Below are 21698 nucleotides of genomic sequence, written 5' to 3'. Positions count from 1 at the left end.
TATTGAATCAAAGTTTTCATGGTGTCGGAAAGGTGAATAGGGGAGAACATCGTTCTTCTCCAATCGGTGAAGGAATGGTACCTGATGGAACTGTTCAGCGAGCCGGGGCGGGTGTGAGCCGGTAAGGGAAGTCAGGGAGTATGGTTCCGGAGATTCGTGCGTTGAGTCGGACGGCCGAGGTAGGCGCGCGCGGGTAGTTCCCGATACAGAACTGCGGCTAGTCACGGACTGGTCCGACGGAGGCACAACCGTCTTTACGCGGTCGTGCGAAGTTGGGTGGTACCGCGGGTATGTAACCCGCCCCAATGCTTGGGGCGGGTTTTATTTAGATCCAGGAACACTGAGTGGAGGGATTGCGACATGACCAAACCGACGTTTTACATCACCACACCCATTTACTACCCGAACGACACGCTACACATCGGTCACTCGTACACCACGGTGGCAGCCGACGCACTGGCGCGGTACAAACGCTTGCGTGGATACGATGTCATGTACTTGACAGGCACTGACGAGCATGGACAGAAAATCCAGAAGCGAGCTGAGGAAGCCGGAAAGGACGTCATGGAGTTCCTGGACGAAATCATCGCCTGGATTCGTGACCTGTGGGACAAACTGGACATTTCCTATGACGATTTCATCCGTACCACGGAACCGCGCCACACGAAAGTGGTCGAAGAGATCTTCGAACGACTTATTGAACAAGGTGACATTTACCTGGACGCCTATGAGGGATGGTACTGCACGCCCTGTGAGTCGTTTTGGGCGGAGCGCGAGTTGAAAGACGGCAAATGTCCCGACTGCGGTCGCGAGGTTCACTTTGTGCGCGAGCCAAGTTACTTTTTCCGCATGAGCAAATACGTGGATCGGCTGCTTCAGTTTTACGAGGAAAACCCAGACTTCATTCAACCGGAGTCTCGCAAGAACGAGATGATCAACAACTTCATCAAGCCAGGGCTTCAGGACCTGTGCGTGTCCCGTACCTCATTTGACTGGGGGGTTCGCGTCCGCAGCAACCCGAAGCACGTCGTCTACGTCTGGCTCGATGCCCTGACCAACTATATCACTGCGATTGGTTACGGTTCAGACAACCCGGCGGATAGGGAGAAATTCGAGCGGTACTGGCCGGCCAACGTGCACTTTGTAGGCAAGGAAATTGTCCGCTTCCACGTGATCTACTGGCCGATTATCCTGATGGCCCTCGGTTTGCCACTGCCGAAGAAAGTGTACGGACACGGTTTCCTTCTGATGAAGGACGGGAAAATGAGCAAGTCGAAAGGGAACGTGATTGACCCCAAGCTGTTGATTGAACGGTATGGCAGTGACGCCATTCGGTACTTCCTGTTGCGGGAAATTCCGTTCGGACAGGACGGTGTATTCACCCCGGATTCACTGGTTGAACGACTGAACTATGATTTAGCAAACGACCTGGGGAACCTCGTCCACCGCACAACGGCCATGGTGCACAAATTCAGCGGAGGCGTCATTCCAGTTCCGGCTGGGTACCAGGCGCAGGATCAAGCCCTGATTGACTTGGCGTTACAGACGGTCAAGGACGTCGAGGCGCACATGGATGAAATGCAGTTTTCACTGGCGCTGTCTGACATCTGGAAGGTGGTGCGACAGGCCAACAAATACATCGATGACACGGCCCCGTGGGCACTGTACAAGAACGGAGACACGGATAGGCTCAATACAGTCCTTTACACCATGACCGACGTCATTCGCATGGTCGCTGTGCTCATACAACCCTTTTTGCCCCGCACTGCGTCAGAAATCCTGCGGCGCTATAAGATTGACGCAGAGGCAGCGAAATGGGATGCGCTATACTCATTTGGTGCCGCGTCATCTGGACAGACGGTAGAACAAGGAAACCCACTGTTCCCACGCCTGGACATCAAGGCAGAGCTGGCGGCTTTGGCTGAGCTCACCGGGAAAAGAGCAGGCACTGAGGCGGCAGCTCAGACAGCAACAAAACAGGAGGTAAAGCAGGTGTCGGAAAAGCAAACACAAGAACAGCAAGTGGTAGAGAAGAGTAATCTGATTGGAATCGATACATTTAGTCAAGTGGAGCTGCGCGTCGGCCAAATCCAATCGGCAGAGCGCGTGGAGGGCGCCGACAAGTTGTTGAAGTTGCAAGTGGATCTCGGCAGTGAAGTGAGACAAATTGTTTCCGGCATTGCCAAGCACTTTACGACGGATGAATTGGTCGGACAAAAGGTCGTTGTGGTGGCCAACTTGAAGCCAGTGAAGTTACGTGGAGTGCAGTCCAACGGCATGATTCTGGCCGCGTCCGAAGGTGACTTGCTGAAACTGGTGACGGTGCCGGAGACGATTCCGAACGGAGCCGTGGTGAAATAATGTTGTTTGACACCCACTGTCACCTGTTTGACGAGCAATTTGCGGACGACGTGGAGGCCACTATCGACCGCGCGCGCGAGGCGGGCGTTCGATACATGGTGGTGCCTGCAGTGGACGTGGCCTCCGCACGTCGCGCCATCGCACTGGCGGAGCGGTACGAGGAAATCTACGCGGCAGTTGGTATTCACCCAGAGTCGCTAAAAGCCCTGTCAGAGTCTGCGTTTACCGAGGTGGAGGCGCTGGCCAGTCACCCGAAGGTGGTTGCGATTGGCGAGATTGGACTCGACTACTACTGGAATGTCGCGCCCCGGGAGGTGCAGAAGGAAGTATTCCTGCGCCAGATTGACATCGCTCGCAGGGTGAATCTACCCATCATCATTCACAACCGGGATGCGACCGAGGACACAGTAGAGATTATCGAGCATCACTGCAGCGGCGTCACTGGTGTCATGCACTGCTTTACAGGCAGTATAGAAACGGCAAGACGGTGTATGAAACAAGGATTCTACATTTCCTACGGCGGACCTGTGACATTCAAGAAAGCGGAAAATGTACGCAGAGCAGCACTGGAAATTCCGGATGAATTCTTACTCGTGGAGACCGATTCTCCGTATCTGTCACCTCACCCGTTCCGCGGCAAGCGAAACGAGCCAGCCCGCGTCTCACTGATGGTAGAGAAGTTAGCCGAGCTGCGCGGTCAAACATTCGAGGCAGTGGCGCAGTATACGTTGCAGAATGGGCGAAAGCTCTTCTATAAAATCGGTTGATGCGGAGTGTTCATTTCGTGCGCGTTCGGGAAATCATCGTAGTAGAAGGTATTCACGACAAACAGGCGGTTGAGCGCGTGGTTGAAGGAGACATTTGGGTCATTGGCGGCGACCGGATTGCAGAGCGGTTCCTGCGGGAGCTGGAGCGGGCGAGTGCTTCGCGGGGCGTGATTGTATTGACAGATCCAGACGGCGCTGGCGAACGCATTCGAAAGCGCATTGGAAGCCGCATCCCACATTGCAAGCACGCGTTTCTTCCGCGCAGGGAAGCGACGTCGGTGCACGGATTGGGGGTAGAACACGCCTCCGACGCAGCCATTCTCAAGGCCATCCAGCAGGTGAGACCAACGGTGCTTGCGCCTGGTGAAGCCACGTTTACGATGGACGATTTGCTGGCAAACGGCTTGGCAGGGCAACCTTTCAGCGCGTTGGCCCGCGAGCGTATCGGCGATGCACTCGGCATTGGCACTGGGAACGCAAAGGCGTTTTTACGCAAGCTCAACGCACTCGGTATCACGCGCTCCGAATGGGAATGCGCACTGACTACGGTACGAAGGGATATCGTGAATGATTGAATGGGATGTAGCCAAACCGAGCCAACTCAAAGCGCTGCTCGCGGAACACGGATTTTCCTTTAAGAAACAACTTGGGCAGAACTTTCTCATCGATGAACGCATTCTTCAGCAGATTGTCGACGCGGCGGAACTGACCTCTGAAGACGGCGCGTTTGAAGTCGGTCCTGGCGCCGGTGTGGTCACGCAGCGCTTGGCTCGCATCGCAAAACAGGTGATTGCCGTCGAGAAGGACCGGTCGCTCTCCGCCATCCTTCAGAAGTCTCTGGAGGGTGCGGGTAACGTGGATGTTATCTTTGGAGACGTCTTGGAGCTTCATCTGCCGGACATTTGGAAACAGTTTTCTACGTGTAAGCGCGTGTCCGTCGTCGCGAATCTCCCGTATTACGTCACGACGCCCATTCTGTTTCACTTGCTCGAGTCGGGCGTGTCACTCCACAACGTCATTGTCATGGTGCAAAAGGAAGTGGCAGACAGGTTAGGCGCGGGGCCGGGGACGAAAGACTATGGCGCGCTCAGCATTGCCGTCCAGTACCGAGCACGGGTGGAGAAGGTGGTCAAAGTATCTCCGGGTTCCTTTCTCCCGCCGCCGGGGGTGGACTCGATGGTCGTTCGGTTGCGTTGCCTGGACAAGCCCCCCGTGGAAGTGAGCGATGAGCGGACGTTTTTTCGCGTGGTTAAGGGCGCGTTCGCGATGCGCAGGAAAACGCTGCTCAATACGCTTTCGGGTTCATTGGGATTGAGCAAGGAGGCATGTGCACGGTTGTTGCAGAGATGCGGCATTGACAGCAACCGCAGAGGTGAGACACTCTCTCTGGAGGAGTTTGCATCCATTGCAAATCTGTTGCACAATTGTGCCTTTTCTTGACCGGGGTGGGTACTCCGCATCTTTCGCTTTGTCGAGAATTGGCATATACTGTTGCCAAGCGGTGAAAGGAGGAGATTCCCGTGAACTGGACCTTTCATAGCCCAAGTCGCGGTAACATGACGCTTGAAGAGGTCGCAGAGGATCTCTTGCTGCAGGTGAACCAGTTTCCGAAAGACGAGTTTCGGCTGATGGTGGGCTCCGACTCGCAACCAAAACAGGGCAGCAAGTCGGTCACGTTTGTTACGGCAGTCATCATTCACCATGTGGGTAAAGGCGCAAGGTACTATATTCACCGCGAAAAACAGGACCACATTTACTCCCTTCGGCAGCGGATGTTTACGGAAGCGTCCTACTCGCTCCAAGCTGGCGGTATGTTATCTGAATATTTGAACGAAAGAGGCGCCCATTGGGGCTGGGAAGTTCATCTGGATATTGGACAGAAAGGTGCAACCAAACAATTGGTCCGAGAAATCGTCTCGTGGATTACGCAAAGTGGTTACGAAGCGCGCATAAAACCAGACTCCTATGGAGCTTCGAAAGTGGCCGACCGGTATACCAAACACTGAGTCGGCCTTTTTATGTCCTCCAACGGACAACGGCGGCCACCGCCTCCAACAGGTCCGTCCTGCGACGCAGGTGAAGGCCGTCGTACCGTCTGCCGCGCCACTCCCGAGATGGGCGCTGTTCCAGCAGAATACGGCAGCCCTCCAGGGCGTCCCCAATGAGGGTGTCTGCCATGAGAGACTGGTGCAGCGCGCTGCGGACAGGATTGCCAGCAAATCTCACATCCCACAAGGCACTCGTAGAGAGGTGCAATGCGGGCTGAAGGAAGGAGGCCGCCTCGGCCATCCAGAGCCCCGGGTGGTGCAAACTGGTGGGGGAGAGGAACTGCAACAGGGAACGGCGAATGTACAGTGGAGATTGCGCGGGCGCTGCATCTACAAGATGCGGCGCCACTTGTTGCAACACGTTCTGCCACAACGCGATATCCTCCCGTAGGGGACCGGTGTGCCGCGTCCACATACAATCACAGCCTGTTTCTATGCCTTCGTCAATGAAATCCCGCAGCATCGGGCCAAAGCTACCCTTCCAGTCGCCGTCCACGTACACCAGCTGTTCTACGGTTGGATGGACGCGCAGTGCCTCGAACGTTCCTGTTGCTTTAGCCACGTCCGGTCCGAGTGCATCGGAGAACAATTGAACGTGCAGGGGTAACTGCAATCGACTTGCACAGCGCTGGGCAATGTGTAAAGTTTGGTCGCGCGTCCCGTTCACCACCAGCACGCAAGTGTCCACTCGCGCTCGGTACAACTGGTGCAAGACGTTTTCAATGGTACTTGCTTCATTGCTCGCGGAGACAATGGCACACACGAAGTTCCTTCCTTCCATCATTCCCCACACCTCCCATCGTCACGCCAGTTTGCTCCGGGCCATATGCTAGGGGTGTAACTGCCTCAGAAGAGGGGGATGTGGCCTTGTGGAAATCCGGGGACGTGGTGACTCGCAAATCGTATGGAAAAGATCTGTGCTTCGTCATTGTCGAAGTGGATACGACGTCTGAGACAGCCATCCTCAAAGGGATTGACGTCCGTTTGATGGCGGATGCTCCGTTTTCCGATTTGGAGCAGTTGACGGACGAAGAATGGCAGCGATTCGAGAAGAATCGCAAACACGTCGAGGACGAGTGCCTGCGGTTGGTGCAATCGCGCCGAGCGATAGAGTCTGAGAAAAGATCACTGCGAAAGGAGGCCAGATTTCACTCGGATCCTGATTTTTTTGAGCGGCCCGGACAGGTTCTGCACTTGGACGGAGACGGCACCTACCTACAGAAGTGTTTGAACATGTACAAGGAACTGGGCATCCGGGCGATTGGACAACAAATGCGAGAAGCCGACATGCCTACATCGGTAAAGGGGCTGTTGGAACAGTATGAGCCGGACATTTTGATTATCACAGGGCACGATGGTCTCATTCGAAAAGGGAAATCCTGGACAGATCTGTTTAACTACCGCAACTCCGGGTATTTCGTGAAGACGGTGCAGAATGCACGGAAGCACTCTCGGAACATGGACGACCTTGTGATTATTGCTGGGGCATGCCAATCCCACTTTGAGGCCATCCTGGACGCCGGCGCCAACTTCGCGAGTTCTCCACAGCGAATCATGATTCACGCGCTCGATCCGGTCTTCATCGCAGAAAAAGTGGCGTTCACCCCGATTAACGACACGGTCAATGTGTACGACGTCATTCGCTCTACGTACACGGGCACCGACGGGATTGGCGGCCTGGAATCCCGCGGAAAGTACCGACTCGGGTTACCGAAATCACTATACTGACCTTCACAGCATTCGACGAAATATGCGAATAGAAATCGACAAATGTAGTGAAGAATGCCCATTGACAACGCAAATCATGCGTTGCTATAATTATAAACCTTTATTGACACATGCCTCTTTTCTGTGTTACAATGGCTTTTGGAAAGAGGTGGTGTGTGTTGACAAGAAATGCGCTCCACGAGATTAAAAGAAGCCTCGATGGACTCATCGGGGAAAAAGTCCTTCTACGGGCAAACGGTGGTCGGAGGAAGACTGTCGAACGCACGGGGGTTCTAGAAGAGACATATCCTTCTGTGTTCGTCGTGAAACTTGACCCGCCGGACGGTACATTCAAACGTGTTTCTTACAGTTATGCGGACGTGTTGACCGAAACGGTTGAACTGATGGTTTGCCGCGATGGAGACAATGTTCGGATTACTTATACACAAGTGTAAGGAACCAGATCAAGGGATTGCTAGGAGCGACTGTTTCAGTCGCTTTTTTTTGTTGTTCAGGAACTTCGTGAGAATTTCGCGAGAGAAGAAAAATATTCCTGTGTTTCATTGCCTGTGCGGTGCAACGCTAGGTATGGCCGTCCATGCGAAGGAGGCGTTGAGTGATGGGAAGAAGACGTGGAATCATGTCCGAGGAATTCAAGTACGAGCTGGCTAAAGAACTTGGGTTCTATGACACTGTGCAACGCGAGGGATGGGGAGGTATCACCACTCGCGATGCCGGGAACATGGTGAAACGAGCCATCGAAATCGCCGAACGCGCGTTGGCAGAACAACAACGACCGAACTGAAGCAGAGTGCAACTGACGGCCAGCCGGGGGAACCCCCGGCTTTTCACGTTTTTCGACGCATACGGGTGAACGTCGCAGGACACGCTAAGCTCGATTTTTACACATCCATGTCAGCGTTTTGCAAAATTGGATAAGCCACGGGTTGAGCACAACATGGAGTCGTCTAGTGGAATTTTGCAAATCGCTCATGTCAACTCGACAGCAGATTCGAGAGAGGCTTGACAAAAAAGCGAGGTGGACACCCTTGCGAGGTGAGCCTGGCCCGTTAATTATCATTGGCGGGGCTGAGGACAAGACAGGCGAGTGCAGGATACTCCGTGAATTCTTGCGGCTTGGCGGGGGCACGGCTGCAAGAGTTCTGGTCATGACGGTCGCCACCGAACTTCCCATTGAGGTCGGAATGGATTACGTCGAGATATTTAAACGCCTCGGAGCCGAGGATGTTCGCACCTTCGATGTCTCGGACCGAAAGGCAGCAGACAGAGACAGTGCGGTTCAGTTTGTTCGCGATGCAACGTGTATTTTTTTCACAGGCGGGGATCAACTCCGAATCACCAAACTGTTGGGTGGAACCAGAATTGATTCCGCGCTTCACGACGCCCTTGGGCAAGGCATTCCACTCGGTGGAACCAGCGCAGGTGCTTCGATGATGTCCAGCACGATGATTGTAGACGGGGAGGCGGAAACCAATCCCCGCATCAGCGTTGTCCAGATGGCGCCCGGCATGGAGTTTGTGGATGGTGTTGTCATTGATCAACATTTTGCCCAACGCGGTCGGCTTGGTCGGCTTCTGTCCGCGGTGGCTCAATACCCGCACCACCTCGGTCTCGGATTGGACGAAGACACAGCGGTGGTTGTCCAAGGTGAAGCGATGCGCGTGATTGGCAGTGGCGCCGTAAGCGTCGTGGACGCAGGTGCGCTTGCACATAGTAATTTGGAGCGCGTACGAAAAGACGAATCCCTGGCACTGTGCGGTGTCAAACTGCACATTCTCCCTGAAGGGTACGGATTTCACTTGCGCAAACGGGAGCCCATCACGGACTGGGGACGCTGGGAATCGAGCTGAAGCAAGGAGCTGACAATATGAAAATCCTTTCGGTACGCCATATCGACGGCCCGAACGTGTATATCTACAAGCCTGTCATGGTTGCTCGTGTGGACTTACAGCATTTGTCAGAGCGCGAAAGTTACGAATTTCCAGGTTTTGCGGACCGCCTACTGCGCTTGTTTCCAGGACTTCGCGAGCACCACTGCGCGAAGGGAGAGCCCGGTGGTTTTGTCGAGCGGTTGTACGGCGGGACCTATTTCGGTCACATCGTGGAACACTTGGCCATTGAGCTTGCCTGCTGTGTGGGCCTTGACGTGCACTACGGAAAGACGCTGTACGCTGGCGGTATCGGCCAGTACGACATTGTGGTGGAATGCAAAGCGTATCCCGTGCAGAAATATCTGCTCGAGGCTGCTGCTGACATCGTGGAATGCCTGCTGTCCGGCAAGGCGCCTGTGGTGTCGGACGTGATGGACAACGCATCGAAACAACTCGCTAGAACTCAGCTGGGGCCAAGCACGCAAGCCATCGTTGACGTCGCACTGCAGCGCCAAATCCCGGTTCGGCGCGTCAGTGACGGCAGCTTGATTCAGCTCGGTTACGGCCGACACCGGAAGCGGGTTGAAGCGACCATTACCGAAAATACGTCCGCTGTTGCCGTTGATATCGCCTGTGACAAGGAATTAACCAAGCAAGTCCTACAGGATGCCGGGATTCCTGTGCCGGCTGGCGGTGTTGCCCATTCAGCTGAAGAGGCGGTGGAGCAGTTGGAGGCGATTGGCGCGCCTGTCGTCGTCAAGCCGTACAACGGGAATCAGGGACGTGGCGTCAGTCTGAATCTCTGTACACCTGAGGATGTCAGGGAAGCATATCAAATTGCGGCCCGGTTTTCGGAAAAGGTGATTGTGGAGCAGTACGTGCAGGGGAGGAACATCCGGCTGCTCGTGGTCGCTGGACAATTTGTCGCCGCGAGTGAACGGCTGCCAGCACGTGTCTGCGGAGACGGCCGGAGATGCATCCGCGAGCTGATTGAGGAAGTCAACCGTAATCCACTGCGTGGCGATGGCCACGAAAAGCCGTTGACCAAAATCGTCGTGGACCCGGTCGTGGAAGCTACGTTGCGCCGTCAGAATTTCACCCTGGACCACATTCCTTCTGCAGGCACGGTCGTGATGCTGCGCAACAACGCGAATTTATCCACCGGTGGTGAAGCGATTGACGTCACCGACGAAATTCATCCTACGTATCAGCGATTGGCAGAGCGTACGGCGGCGGTGGTCGGGCTGGACGTCTGCGGCATTGACATGGTCATCGCGAACCCGGTGTTACCGTACCATCCGGGGCAATCGACGGTCATTGAAGTGAACGCGGCCCCAGGCATCCGCATGCATGAACATCCTTCACACGGATTGCCGCGGCAGGCTGCAGAGGCCATTGTCCGTTCGTTGTTTCCGCAGGGAAATGGGCGGATTCCGATTGTATCCATTACTGGAACCAACGGCAAAACGACCACAACACGGCTCATTGGACATGCCTTGCAGAGCACTGGAAAAACGGTCGGAATGACCACCACTGGTGGCGTCTGGATTGCGAATGAGCAGGTTGCGGAAGGAGACACCACGGGGCCTGCCAGTGCTCGCATGGTTCTGTCCGATCCGTCGGTGGACGTGGCGGTGCTCGAGACTGCGCGGGGTGGCATCGTCCGCGGTGGGCTTGCCTACGACAAAGCAAATGTCGCCGTGCTCACCAACATCACCGTGGATCACCTCGGACAGGACTGCGTGGACACGCTGGAAGATCTGCTGCACATCAAGTCCCTCGTCGCAGAGTGTGTGTGGGAAGATGGTGTGGTTGTTCTCAACGCGGCAGATCCGCACCTGGTTGACCTCAGCCGCAAAGTGAAGGCGCGGGTGGCTTACTTCGCGCCGGCACAAGATCATCCAGTGCTGGCCAGACACCTGGCCTGCGGCGGTGTCGGCTACTACGTCGCGGATGGTTGGTTCGTGGAGGCGCGGGGAAATTTGACGTGGCAGGTTGCTGCTGTCGCCGAGGTGCCCTTGACGGGGCACGGAACGGTTCGGTTTCAGGTGGAAAACTGCCTCGCAGCCATTGCCGCGCTCCGAGCCTTGGGGTGTACTCGCCAACAGGTGGCAGAAGGGCTGACTTCGTTTATCCCTAGTGTACACAACCCCGGACGCTGTTCGGTCTACCGCATGCAGAACGGCAGCCACGTTGTGCTTGATTACGGACACAACCCAGACGGATTCAAGCAGGTTGGCTCTTGGCTTCGGAACGTGCCTCATCGTCGTTTGATGGGGGTGGTCGGTGTTCCAGGAGATCGGTCTGATGTCGTGATTCGGCAAGGGGCCGATGTGTTGGCAGAGGTGTTCGACGTGCTTGTGGTGAAGGAAGACCGCGATAAACGGGGGCGCCAACCGGGAGAAGTCGCTGCACTGATGGCAGATCAAATTCGGGCCCGGCGGCCAGAAAAAATGTGTACCTCCGTCTCCGACGAAGTCGAAGCGCTGCGCTTCGCTGTAGAACAAACGCTGCCAGGAGACGTCGTCGTCATGTTTTACGAGAAACTTGCACCAGCGCAAGATCTGCTTGCGGACATCGGGGGGGTGCGCGTCCCCCACATTGCTGTACCCGTCGCTCCCAGCACAGCCATCAAGTGAGGTTGAAGTTCCCCTTGACGGAGGGATTGTCACTTCCGTAAGCATCACTGTGTCTCTCGACTGTGTCATTCGCGGCGCCACCATTCGAAATGGCCTTGACTCCTCAGGTATGGGGTTGCGTCGCGAATGACGGTCTGGGATGATGATGTGAGTTGAGGTGGAAGCTGTGTTGGTAGAACGTGCATACGCAAAGATTAATTTAACGCTGGATATTCTCGGCAAACGACCTGACGGGTTCCACGACGTGGACATGGTGATGCAAACCGTCGATTTATCGGACTTGATTTGGTTGGAGGAAACAGACGGTCGCGACATTGTCGTCGATTCGACAGCCCCTCACATCCCGTTAGATCACCGGAACTTGGCTGTCGTTGCAGCCAAAGTGTTTCAGCAACAGAGCGGAATTCTGCGTGGCTTGCACATGAAAATTGAAAAACACATTCCAGTTGCGGCGGGGTTGGCCGGCGGGTCCGCAGACGCTGCGGCGGTTCTCAGAGGATTGAACCGCCTGTGGCGAACCGGCTACAGCTTGGATGAGCTGGCTCAGATGGGCGCATCCATCGGATCGGATGTGCCGTTCTGCGTGTACGGCGGCTGCGCCGTGGCCACCGGTCGAGGGGAGAACATTGCGCGCGTCCAGCACGAATTGCGCGCGTGGGTCGTGCTGACCCGCCCGCCTGTGTTTGTCTCTACGGCAGACGTGTATAAGGCGACGCGCCCGGAGCAATACGCGAGGACCGTCGCCAGCCCCAAGATGGTGCACGCGCTGCAACACTGCGATTTTGCAGGGGTTCGCAACGCGTATACCAATGCATTGATGGCCACCACGTTTCGGCTGTACCCCGAAGTAGAGGCACTGTACGCCCGAATGACCGCCGTCACAGGTCAACCGGTGTATATGTCTGGGAGCGGCCCCACGTTATTTACACTCTTTCCGACGCGCAGTGTTGCACAGCGAACGTATAACGCGCTGCGCGGATTCATGAAGGAAGTCTATTTGTGCCGTTTCGCCGGACTGTGATATATTCGCAATGAGTTTCGTCCCATCCTCGCTCAAGGCGGGATGGGCGAGATGGCTAGCAAAGTGGCGAAGATGTTGGCATGCCGAGGAGGGGGCCATGTGCGTCGTTCGGAACGGTTGATTCGCATTACAAAATACCTGCTGGATCGCCCGAATTGCGCGGTGTCCCTGTCCGAACTTGCCGACGGTATGGAAGCGGCGAAGTCATCCGTGAGTGAGGATGTCGCCATGGTGCGCGACGTCCTGGCAGGGGAAGAGACAGGCGTCGTGCAGACCATCGCCGGGGCAGGGGGCGGCGTAAAGTTTCAAGTCCGCGTACCCGCCGCGGTACGAGAAGCTTTCGAACAGGACATCATCCAGCGCCTTGGAGATGTGTCGCGCATTTTGCCAGGTGGATTTTTGTACATGTCGGACGTCTTGGGAGATCCGGATGTACTTGACTTCTCTGGTCGTCTCTTGGCGGAACGCTTCGCCGAAAGCGGAGTCAACGTGGTGGTGACCGTGGAAACCAAAGGGATCCCGATTGCTGTCGCTACCGCGCGGTACTTGCACGTGCCTGTGGTGGTGGTTCGGCGCGAACACCGCGTGACCGACGGCGCGGCCGTGAGTGTCCACTACGTGTCTGGATCGGCCAAGCGTATTCAGACCATGTCCGTCTCCAAGCGAGCGATGCCACAGCATGCGAAAGCCTTGATTGTCGACGACTTTATGCGAGCCGGTGCGACGGTACAGACGGTCAAGCGGTTGCTTGCAGAGTTTGATGCGGAGGTTCTGGGAACTGCCGTTTTCATGTCCACTCTGGAACCTGCTCTAAAGTTGGTTGACGACTACATATCGCTGTTTTCGGTTGGCCCACTCCAGGAAGATCAGGAGGTCCTGATTGTGCCTGGCAATGCCAAGCCTGATTGAAACCATGTTTGTGTACTGCATCAGAAGGAGGATGTTCTCATGAAGATCATTGCGACAAAGAACGCTCCAGCGGCGATTGGCCCCTACAGCCAAGCGATGGAAGTTGGAAATTTTGTATTTACCTCTGGCCAAATTCCACTTCGTCCAGACGGAACGCTGGTGGAAGGCGGGATTACGGAGCAGGTAGAGCAAGTGCTGAAGAATCTCGACGCTGTGTTGACGGAAGCGGGTGTCAGCCGCAATCAGGTGGTAAAGTCCACCATCTTTATGACGAATCTCGCGGACTTTGAGACGGTCAACCAAGCGTACGCTGCGTTCTTCGGAGACCATCGCCCGGCTCGGACCACGGTCCAGGTGGCGGCGTTGCCGAAAGGCGTACAGGTGGAAATTGAACTGATTGCGGTCAAGGGTTGAGAGGCCCGGCCTAAGTCTCGTTTCGTATCGGGTCCACTGGAAAGCAAAGAGTCTGTCAAGCAGCGAGTTTTGGTCGCTGACGAGGCAGGCTCTTTTTTGCGAGCAAATAATTTCGAAAAATTCTAAGGAAGGCAGCAGGACTTTTGCAGGGCCTGTGGAATACGAATGGTAGTATCATCCGATGGAATTATAAGGGTGGTGAAAAAGGTGCAAATTACCGATGTTCGCCTTCGTAGAGTGAACGGAGAAGGGCGTATGAAGGCTATCGCATCCATTACGATTGATGGCGAGTTTGTAGTACATGACATTCGCGTCATCGACGGAAACAACGGAATGTTTGTCGCGATGCCGAGCAAGAAGACACCAGACGGTGAATTTCGTGACATCGCCCATCCCATTTCGTCGGAGACACGGCAAAAGATTCAGGATGCCGTCCTCGAGGAGTACTACAAGGTAGAAGTGGAACAGCCGAGCGCATAATGATGAAGCAAGTGCTTACAAAAACCCTGACTTGTCAGGGTTTTTCTCGTCCTCGGTTTGCAACGTCGCGACAGGCTAGTCTGCCTGAATATACCAACCCATCTTCTGCACATCGCGCCGTTTTGCCAGCTGGCACAAGGCCCTTTCAACACACACTGCCGTGAAACTGCCTAGGTTTCGTCAAATCCATGTCCCACGCATAAATTGAAAAGGTCGATGGCCTTCGGGTACACTGAATAGGATAGTTGGCTTGGAGGCGATGATGTGGGCAGAAGTGCAATTGTTTTGGCCGCCGGTTTAGGCACGCGCATGAAGTCAAAGCGGCATAAGGTGCTGCACGAGGTCTGCGGCAAGCCCATGATTCTTCATATTCTGGACGAATTAGAGAAGCTTGAACTGAACCAAGTGATTGTGGTGGTAGGACAGCAGAAGGAAGCGGTTTCCGCAGTTGTCGCGGATAGAGCCGAGATTGCTGTCCAGGAGCAACAGTTGGGCACGGGCCATGCTGTACAAGCAGCGGCAGGCCTGCTCAATGCTGAGAATGACACAACGGTGGTCCTGTACGGGGACGCACCACTTATCCGAGCGGAAACGTTGGAGAGACTGTTGACCGAACGGGAAGCGCGAGAAGCCAGTGCGACGGTGTTGACCGCAGACGTGCGGAATCCGCATGGATTAGGGCGCGTGATTCTCGGTTCCGGAGGTTTGGTGGATCGGATTGTCGAGGAGAAAGACGCTTCACCAGAGGAACGGGAGATTCACTTAATTAACACGGGGATCTATGCGTACCAGACGTCCGATTTGCTGGATTCGCTGCAGCACCTGACGCCGGAGAACGCACAAGGCGAGTATTATCTCACGGATACACTTGAGATATTGCGGAATGCGGGGAAACCCGTGTATGCCGTTCAAGTGGATGATGAACGAGAAATTGCGAGTGTCAATGACCGGGCTCAACTGGCCGTCGTGGAGGGCATACTGCGAGAGAGAATCTGCGAGTACTGGGCACGTCAAGGTGTCACCATTATCAATCCTGCGCACACTTACATTGGTTTGGATGTGAAAATTGGGCGGGACTCCGTAATTCTTCCTGGTTCCATCCTCGAAGGCAAGACGGTCATTGGTGAAGACTGCGTCGTGGGGCCAAACTCACGACTTTCGAACGTGACGCTGCACGACCGCGTGACGGTGGAACAGTCTGTGCTCGTGGACAGCGAGGTCGGTTCGGACACGACCGTCGGTCCGTTTGCATATGTCCGACCCGGCAGCAGAATCGGTGAACACGTAAAGATTGGTGACTTTGTCGAAATTAAGAACAGCGCCATTGGAGACTGCACCAAGGTGAGCCACTTAGCGTACGTGGGAGATGCCGAGATTGGTCAACGTGTCAACATCGGATGCGGCGTGATTACAGTCAACTACGATGGCGAACACAAGCACAAGACGGTGGTTGGCGACGACAGTTTCGTGGGTTCAAACGTCAACCTGATTGCACCTGTGAAAATTGGCAAGGGTGCTTACCTGTGTGCGGGATCTACCATTACGGACGAAGTGCCGGATGACGGTTTTGCCATCGGCCGCAGCCGACAGGTGACCAAGGGCGACTACGTCAAAGCGTGGAAACTAAAGAAGGGCCAGAACGTGCGGAAAGGAAGTCGGTCGTAGTGTTTAGAGACGCGGACTTGAAACTGTTCACCGGCAACGCGAACCCGGACTTGGCACAGGAGATTGCCGACCACATCGGCATCTCCTTGGGAGAGTGCTTCGTCGGCCGATTCAAGGATGGAGAAGTTCGGATTAAACTCGGTGAAAGCGTTCGCGGGTGCAACGTGTTTGTCATTCAGCCGACGTCTGCGCCCGTGAATGAACATCTCATGGAACTCCTGATTATGATAGATGCGTTGAAGCGCGCTTCTGCACGGACCATCAACGTGGTCATACCGTACTATGGGTACGCCAGGCAGGATAGAAAGGCGCGCGCGAGAGATCCGATTACGGCAAAGCTGGTGGCCAACCTGCTCGAGAAGGCGGGAGCGAACCGGGTCATCTGCATGGACCTGCACGCGGGGCAAATTCAAGGTTTCTTCGACATACCGCTGGACCACTTGGTCGGCATGCCCATCCTGGCGAATTACTTCTTAGAGAAGAAGATTGACAATCCGGTCGTCGTATCGCCCGATATGGGAGGCGTTACGCGAGCGCGGGCACTGGCGGAACGACTGGAGGCGCCGCTCGCGATTATCGACAAGCGGCGGCCAGACGCGAATGTTGCTGAAGTTATGAACATTATTGGGGACATCCAAGGCAAGACGGCGATTTTGATTGACGACATGATTGATACAGCTGGCACCATTACGCTGGGCGCTCAGGCACTGCTAGACCGCGGAGCGAAGGATGTATATGCGTGCTGCATCCATCCTGTGTTGTCGGGCGATGGCGTGGACAAGCTGCGGAAATCTGCCATTCGCGAGATTGTCGTCACGAATACCATCGCACTTCCGCCGGAGAAAAGGATTGACAAAATCAAGGTATTGTCTGTGGCTGAGCTGATTGCGGAAGCGATTATGCGCGTGCATACGCATCGCTCCATCAGCCAACTCTTTGACTGAGTCGCCGAAGTGAAACCTCATCCCCGAGAGAAGTGATACCTAACATGAAAGTCATCATTGGCCTGGGGAACCCTGGGGCGAAATACGCCATGACCAAGCACAACGTCGGTTTCTGGGTCGTTGACGGGTTGTCCAAACGGTGGAACATTCCTGTGCAGAAGGAAAAGTTTCAGTCCGTGATTGGCGAAGGGCGCGTTGGTCAGGAAAAGGTTTTGCTCTGCAAGCCGCTGACATTTATGAACCTCAGTGGCGAAGCAGTCCGAGCTATCGTATCCTATTACAGTGAGTTGATACCGGAGGAAGATCTCATCATTGTTTACGACGACATGGATTTTCCACCGGGTGAGCTGCGGTTGCGTGTGAAAGGCAGCGCGGGCGGTCACAACGGGATGAAATCGGTGATCCAGCACCTGGGCACCGAGGAGTTTCCGCGCATCCGAGTCGGCATTGGCCGACCGCCACAGTCACAGACCGTCGTGGAGCACGTTTTGAGCTCTTTCTCGCGAGATGACCTAGCCTTGGTTCAGGATGCTGTGCAAAGGGCTGTAGAAGCGGTCGACTATGCGTTACAGGACGGGTTTCCTATGGCGATGAACCGATACAACGCCAGTCGGTGAGGCCAATTTTCGAGGATGCTCCCAATGAGACGAGGTATGCTGCCCCTCTCCACTTTCCATACTAATAACAGTGTCCGAAGAGATGGATGTCTTCCGAACACTGCGAGGAAGTGGTACAGCAAGTACCGGAGTGGAGGGATGGCATGCGAGTCGAATACTGGTGCAAGTACTGTAAGCATCTGATTGGAGAATTGGACCGACCGGACTGGAATCTGGCAGACGCAGAGCGATATTGTGGGATTCAGCATTTAACCTCGACGGAGCGGTCGGAGTGGGTGTCCGTGCATGGGAGCCCTCACGTGATGACGGTGCAGACCGTCTGTGACCATTGCCAACAAGCGGTGGAGCAGCATCCGGAACTGCTCATTGAGGGGAAACTCTTACAATAAGGTGTAGTAGGATCACTGAGGCAACGTCATAGGTTGTGGCAATCTTTGCGGGTGGATGCGGTGGGCACCACAAATCTGTGCAGAAACCGAAGGCATCGCCTTGGCCGAACCAGGCTGAGGCGACTTTCGGGCTGTTTGTGTTGATGGGATGGAGGAGGAGTACCGTGATTGACTTGGTTCGTGTGATTGCTTCGGACCCTGAATTCAAAGACATGTTGAGCAGTCTTCGCCAAAGCAACCACGACGGACTGGTGACGGGGGTCAGCGGGAGCGCGCGACATCTCTTTTATGCCGCAATCCACTGGTCGGAACAGCAGCAAAAACTGAGGGCACCTACGCTCATTGTCGCTCATTCCATGGGGCAGGCGGAGCAAATCGTCGAAGACTTACGGGAGTATTTGCCGGATGAAACTGTCTTGCTGTTCCCAGAGCAAGAGTTGTCTGTCGTAGATGTCATCGCCTACAGTCGCGACGTCACTGCTGACCGATTACGTGTGTTGCAACATTTGGCGAGCGGTGGCGCAGGGATTGTGGTGGCTACGATTTCCTCCGTCGTTCAACCTGTGATGACGAAGGCGGTCTTTTCTGCACGGCGCCTGCAATACCGCGTCGGAGATCGGATTGACTTACAAGAAAACATCCAACAGCTCGTTGGAAACGGGTATGAGCGCGTCGATCTCGTGGAGACGAAGGGCCAATTTTCGGTCCGTGGGGGTATTCTCGACATCTACCCATTGACGTGCGAGCACCCTGTTCGCATTGAATTGTTCGACACAGACATCGACTCCATCCGGACATTTGACGCTTCTACACAAAGATCCCTCGAAAAGTGCGATTCTGTGGAGGTACCTCCTGCGTTTGACTTCATCGTTCCCGCCTCTGTGATGGCTGACGCAGCCGAAGCACTGCAAGCAAATCTGGAGCAACGATTGCGTACCGTAACGGACTTGGAGGTCAAAGATCGGCTGCAAACCACGGTCGGCTCAGACGTCGCCCGGTTAGGATCTGGGATTCCGTTTTTCGGCTTGCTGCGATATACAGAATTGCTGGGTGCGCACGTACATACACTGCTGCACCATGTACCAGACAACAGCGTGGTCTGCCTGGACGAACCTTCAAGGCTGCAAGAGCGGCAGAGAGGTTTGGAAAAGGATTTCATGGAGTGGTTGTCCACAGGCCTTATGCGCGGCGAACTTCTGTCCGGTACGGTAGCTCAACCGAACTTTGATTTGCTTTGGGCGCACAAGGGCAAGCGAGGCGTGGAGTTCACTACGTTTACACGCGGTGGTGCCGGCAAGCGATACGCTACTGTATACAACGTATCGGCCAAGTCCATGCAACAGTTCCATGGCCAGATGAACGTGCTCAAGGCGGAAGTACAACGTTGGCAGCACAGCAACATGCAAGTGGTGTTTTTGGCCGCCAACGAGGAACGCGCGGAGCGTATGGAGCGCGTCTTGCGCGATTACCGCATTGATGTCCATCGGTCTGCCCAGTGGGTACCGGACAGTGGCCCCGTCATCCTGGTCGGGAACCTGGCCAACGGATTTGAACTTCCGCTGCACCGGATTGTTGTGGTTGGCGAGACCGAAGTGTTCACCCAACGGAAGAAGACGCGGCGCGTTCGTCAGGAAATGTCGGATGCAGAGCGCATTAAGAGCTACCAGGAACTGCGGCCTGGTGATTATGTTGTGCATGTCAACCACGGTATTGGCAAATACATCGGGATTCAAACCTTGGAAATCGACGGAAGACACAAGGACTATCTGCACCTTCAGTACGCTGGAAACGACAGCCTATACGTGCCGGTGGAACAGATTGACCAAGTACAGCGCTACATTGGATCCGAAGACAAAGAGCCGAAAGTCTATCACTTGGGTGGCAATGAGTGGAATCGGGTCAAGCAAAAAGTTTCGAAGTCGGTTCGGGATATTGCCGAGGACCTCGTGAAGTTATATGCCGCCAGACAGTCCGCGCCCGGCTACGCGTTTTCGCCGGACACTGCGTGGCAAAAGGACTTTGAGGCGATGTTTCCGTACGAAGAGACGCCGGACCAACTGCGGGCTATCGCTGAAATCAAGCGGGATATGGAAAAACCGCGGCCCATGGACCGGTTGCTCTGCGGCGATGTCGGGTACGGAAAGACGGAAGTCGCCATCCGGGCAGCGTTCAAAGCGGTGGTTGATGGCAAACAGGTGGCGGTTTTGGTTCCGACCACCATTTTGGCGCACCAGCACTACGAAACATTTAAGGAGCGATTTTCTGGGTTCCCGGCGACGGTGGAAGTGTTAAGCCGCTTTCGAACGAAGTCAGAAGCGCAGGCTATCCTGAAAGGGCTAAAAGACGGGAGCATTGACGTGGTGATTGGGACGCATCGCCTATTGCAAAAGTCGGTGCAGTTCAAGGACCTCGGATTGCTCATTGTCGACGAAGAGCAGCGGTTCGGCGTGACGCACAAAGAGCGGTTGAAACAACTTCGCACGAACGTAGATTGCCTGACGCTGACGGCAACACCCATTCCTAGAACACTTCATATGTCGCTGCTGGGTGTACGCGACTTGTCTGTTATCGAGACGCCGCCGGAAAATCGATTCCCGGTACAGACCTACGTGGCCGAGTTTAACGAAAGTCTCATTCGCGAGGCCCTGGAGCGGGAACTGAATCGCGAAGGGCAAGTGTATTTTCTGTACAACCAGGTGAACGGCATTCACTCGATGGCGGAGCGGGTGCAGCGGCTGGTGCCGGATGCACGCATTGCCGTTGCCCACGGACAGATGCCGGAAGACGAGTTGGAGCGTGTGATGCTGGACTTTCTCGATGGCGCCATCGATATTCTCGTGACCACCACTATCATCGAAACTGGGCTGGACATCCCGAATGTCAACACGCTCATCGTGTATGACGCGGATCGACTTGGACTCAGTCAGTTGTACCAATTGCGTGGGCGTGTGGGGCGGTCAAACCGCATCGCGTACGCGTATTTCACCTACCAGAAGGACAAGGTGTTGACGGAAGTGGCCGAGAAGCGGCTGCAGGCCATCAAGGAGTTCACGGAACTTGGCAGCGGCTTTAAGATTGCCATGCGCGATCTCGCCATTCGCGGCGCGGGCAATCTACTGGGCGCGGAACAGCATGGCTTCATCAACTCGGTCGGCTTTGACTTGTACAACGACATGCTGGCGAAAGCGGTCAAAGAAATCCGGGGCGAGCAAGTGCAGGAAGCGCCCGAACCGGTGATTGATCTGTCCATCGAAGCGTATTTACCGGACTCATTCATTCCAGATGCAGCTCAGAAAATCGCGATGTACAAGAAATTTAAGTTTGTGAAGAGCCCAGAAGCTGCGGATGACCTCGAGGAGGAACTGGAGGATAGGTACGGGGACCTGCCGGAGGCAGTGCGCAACTTGTTGGACGTAACGCGTATGAAGAGTTACGCCGCACAGTACGGTGTGGAAGGTGTCTCGACGCAAGGCGCGGAAACCGTGGTCCGGGTTGCACCGGAGTCAGTGGGGCGCATTGATCAGGCGAAGCTGTTTGGCCTGGCCAAGCAGCACGCAGGGCAATTCCTGAAGAAGAGCAACGGCAGTTTGCACGTCGTGTTCCGCACCAAGGGACTCAAGGACCGCGAGTTGTGCAAACGCCTTATTCAATTCCTGGCGGATTTTCGTTCCGTGATGAAGGATAAGAAGGAAGTTGAACAGGTCGTAAACTAGCTTGCAAGAAGGGCTGCCTGATGCGAAGGTCGGCGGCACCTCCTGGTTGCATAGCGGCTACGTGCTGGAAACATAATAAATGCACGTCAGGAATCCGCAGTCGTTAGATACACATATTGGAGTTGTTGGCAC

Annotated in this window: 20 protein-coding genes; 19 read left to right on the top strand and 1 reads right to left on the bottom strand. The window is 55.1% G+C overall.

The annotated features are described in order from the left end of the window. The first annotated feature begins 360 nt into the window (after positions 1–360). From metG to YWK_RS0113040, 5 genes are all read left to right on the top strand, one after another. Complete coding sequence (metG, locus tag YWK_RS0113060) at positions 361–2361, top strand: methionine--tRNA ligase (protein ID WP_026965159.1); 2001 nt, start codon at positions 361–363, stop codon at positions 2359–2361. Continuing rightward, positions 2361–3128, top strand: a complete 768-nt coding sequence (locus YWK_RS0113055; protein WP_026965158.1) for a TatD family hydrolase — start codon at positions 2361–2363, stop codon at positions 3126–3128. The genes metG and YWK_RS0113055 overlap by 1 nt, the downstream gene beginning before the upstream one ends. Before the next feature lie 17 nt (positions 3129–3145). Further along, positions 3146–3703, top strand: a complete 558-nt coding sequence (locus YWK_RS0113050) for a ribonuclease M5 (RefSeq protein ID WP_245578614.1) — start codon at positions 3146–3148, stop codon at positions 3701–3703. Then, complete coding sequence (gene rsmA / locus YWK_RS0113045; RefSeq protein WP_026965156.1) at positions 3696–4568, top strand: 16S rRNA (adenine(1518)-N(6)/adenine(1519)-N(6))-dimethyltransferase RsmA; 873 nt, start codon at positions 3696–3698, stop codon at positions 4566–4568. The genes YWK_RS0113050 and rsmA overlap by 8 nt, the downstream gene beginning before the upstream one ends. Positions 4569–4648: 80 nt before the next feature. Then, positions 4649–5134 carry a ribonuclease H-like YkuK family protein gene (locus tag YWK_RS0113040; protein WP_245578613.1) on the top strand — a complete coding sequence of 162 codons (486 nt, stop codon included), beginning with the start codon at positions 4649–4651 and terminating at the stop codon, positions 5132–5134. 10 nt (positions 5135–5144) lie between these two features. Here the strand turns inward: YWK_RS0113040 and YWK_RS0113035 are convergent, their stop codons facing one another. Beyond that, positions 5145–5960, bottom strand: coding sequence for a hypothetical protein (locus YWK_RS0113035; protein WP_026965154.1), 816 nt, complete (start codon positions 5958–5960; stop codon positions 5145–5147). An 83-nt stretch (positions 5961–6043) separates the two neighbouring features. On the opposite strand from YWK_RS0113035, the gene yabG reads away from it, so the two are divergent. The 14 genes from yabG (at position 6044) to mfd (ending at position 21566) form a co-directional block, all read left to right on the top strand. Then, positions 6044–6904 (top strand): sporulation peptidase YabG, encoded by an 861-nt coding sequence (yabG, locus tag YWK_RS0113030; RefSeq protein WP_026965153.1) that lies wholly within the window; start codon positions 6044–6046, stop codon positions 6902–6904. Positions 6905–7062: 158 nt separating this feature from the next. Next, complete coding sequence (gene veg / locus YWK_RS0113025; protein WP_026965152.1) at positions 7063–7338, top strand: biofilm formation stimulator Veg; 276 nt, start codon at positions 7063–7065, stop codon at positions 7336–7338. A gap of 164 nt (positions 7339–7502) precedes the next feature. Then, positions 7503–7688 carry a small, acid-soluble spore protein, alpha/beta type gene (locus YWK_RS0113020; RefSeq protein WP_026965151.1) on the top strand — a complete coding sequence of 62 codons (186 nt, stop codon included), beginning with the start codon at positions 7503–7505 and terminating at the stop codon, positions 7686–7688. A gap of 244 nt (positions 7689–7932) precedes the next feature. After that, complete coding sequence (locus YWK_RS0113015; RefSeq protein WP_026965150.1) at positions 7933–8754, top strand: cyanophycinase; 822 nt, start codon at positions 7933–7935, stop codon at positions 8752–8754. A gap of 17 nt (positions 8755–8771) precedes the next feature. Next, positions 8772–11414 carry a cyanophycin synthetase gene (gene cphA, locus YWK_RS0113010; protein WP_026965149.1) on the top strand — a complete coding sequence of 881 codons (2643 nt, stop codon included), beginning with the start codon at positions 8772–8774 and terminating at the stop codon, positions 11412–11414. Positions 11415–11580: 166 nt separating this feature from the next. Then, complete coding sequence (ispE, locus tag YWK_RS0113005; RefSeq protein ID WP_026965148.1) at positions 11581–12435, top strand: 4-(cytidine 5'-diphospho)-2-C-methyl-D-erythritol kinase; 855 nt, start codon at positions 11581–11583, stop codon at positions 12433–12435. A gap of 99 nt (positions 12436–12534) precedes the next feature. After that, the gene (gene purR / locus YWK_RS0113000; RefSeq protein ID WP_026965147.1) at positions 12535–13344 is read left to right on the top strand and encodes a pur operon repressor; all 810 of its coding nucleotides are present in this window, start codon (positions 12535–12537) and stop codon (positions 13342–13344) included. Positions 13345–13383: 39 nt separating this feature from the next. Then, a complete protein-coding gene (locus YWK_RS0112995; RefSeq protein WP_026965146.1) occupies positions 13384–13758 on the top strand; it encodes a RidA family protein in 375 nt (124 codons plus the stop codon). Between the two features lie 207 nt (positions 13759–13965). After that, a complete protein-coding gene (spoVG, locus tag YWK_RS0112990) occupies positions 13966–14238 on the top strand; it encodes a septation regulator SpoVG (RefSeq protein WP_026965145.1) in 273 nt (90 codons plus the stop codon). A 264-nt stretch (positions 14239–14502) separates the two neighbouring features. After that, positions 14503–15903 carry a bifunctional UDP-N-acetylglucosamine diphosphorylase/glucosamine-1-phosphate N-acetyltransferase GlmU gene (glmU, locus tag YWK_RS0112985; protein WP_026965144.1) on the top strand — a complete coding sequence of 467 codons (1401 nt, stop codon included), beginning with the start codon at positions 14503–14505 and terminating at the stop codon, positions 15901–15903. Then, a complete protein-coding gene (locus tag YWK_RS0112980; protein WP_026965143.1) occupies positions 15903–16847 on the top strand; it encodes a ribose-phosphate diphosphokinase in 945 nt (314 codons plus the stop codon). Before glmU ends, YWK_RS0112980 begins: the two co-directional genes overlap by 1 nt. 44 nt (positions 16848–16891) lie before the next feature. After that, positions 16892–17464 (top strand): aminoacyl-tRNA hydrolase, encoded by a 573-nt coding sequence (pth, locus tag YWK_RS0112975; RefSeq protein WP_026965142.1) that lies wholly within the window; start codon positions 16892–16894, stop codon positions 17462–17464. 143 nt (positions 17465–17607) lie between these two features. Further along, the gene (locus YWK_RS0112970; protein ID WP_026965141.1) at positions 17608–17853 is read left to right on the top strand and encodes an anti-sigma-F factor Fin; all 246 of its coding nucleotides are present in this window, start codon (positions 17608–17610) and stop codon (positions 17851–17853) included. Between the two features lie 143 nt (positions 17854–17996). Continuing rightward, on the top strand, positions 17997–21566 hold the full coding sequence (mfd, locus tag YWK_RS0112965) for a transcription-repair coupling factor (RefSeq protein WP_035467024.1): 3570 nt from the start codon (positions 17997–17999) through the stop codon (positions 21564–21566). Positions 21567–21698 lie beyond the last annotated feature (132 nt).

The organism is Alicyclobacillus pomorum DSM 14955, assembly GCF_000472905.1.
GTDB classification, from domain to species: Bacteria; Bacillota; Bacilli; order Alicyclobacillales; family Alicyclobacillaceae; genus Alicyclobacillus_A; species Alicyclobacillus_A pomorum.
Note: the sequence above shows the minus strand (reverse complement) of the source record. Positions and strands in the feature narration are given on the sequence as shown.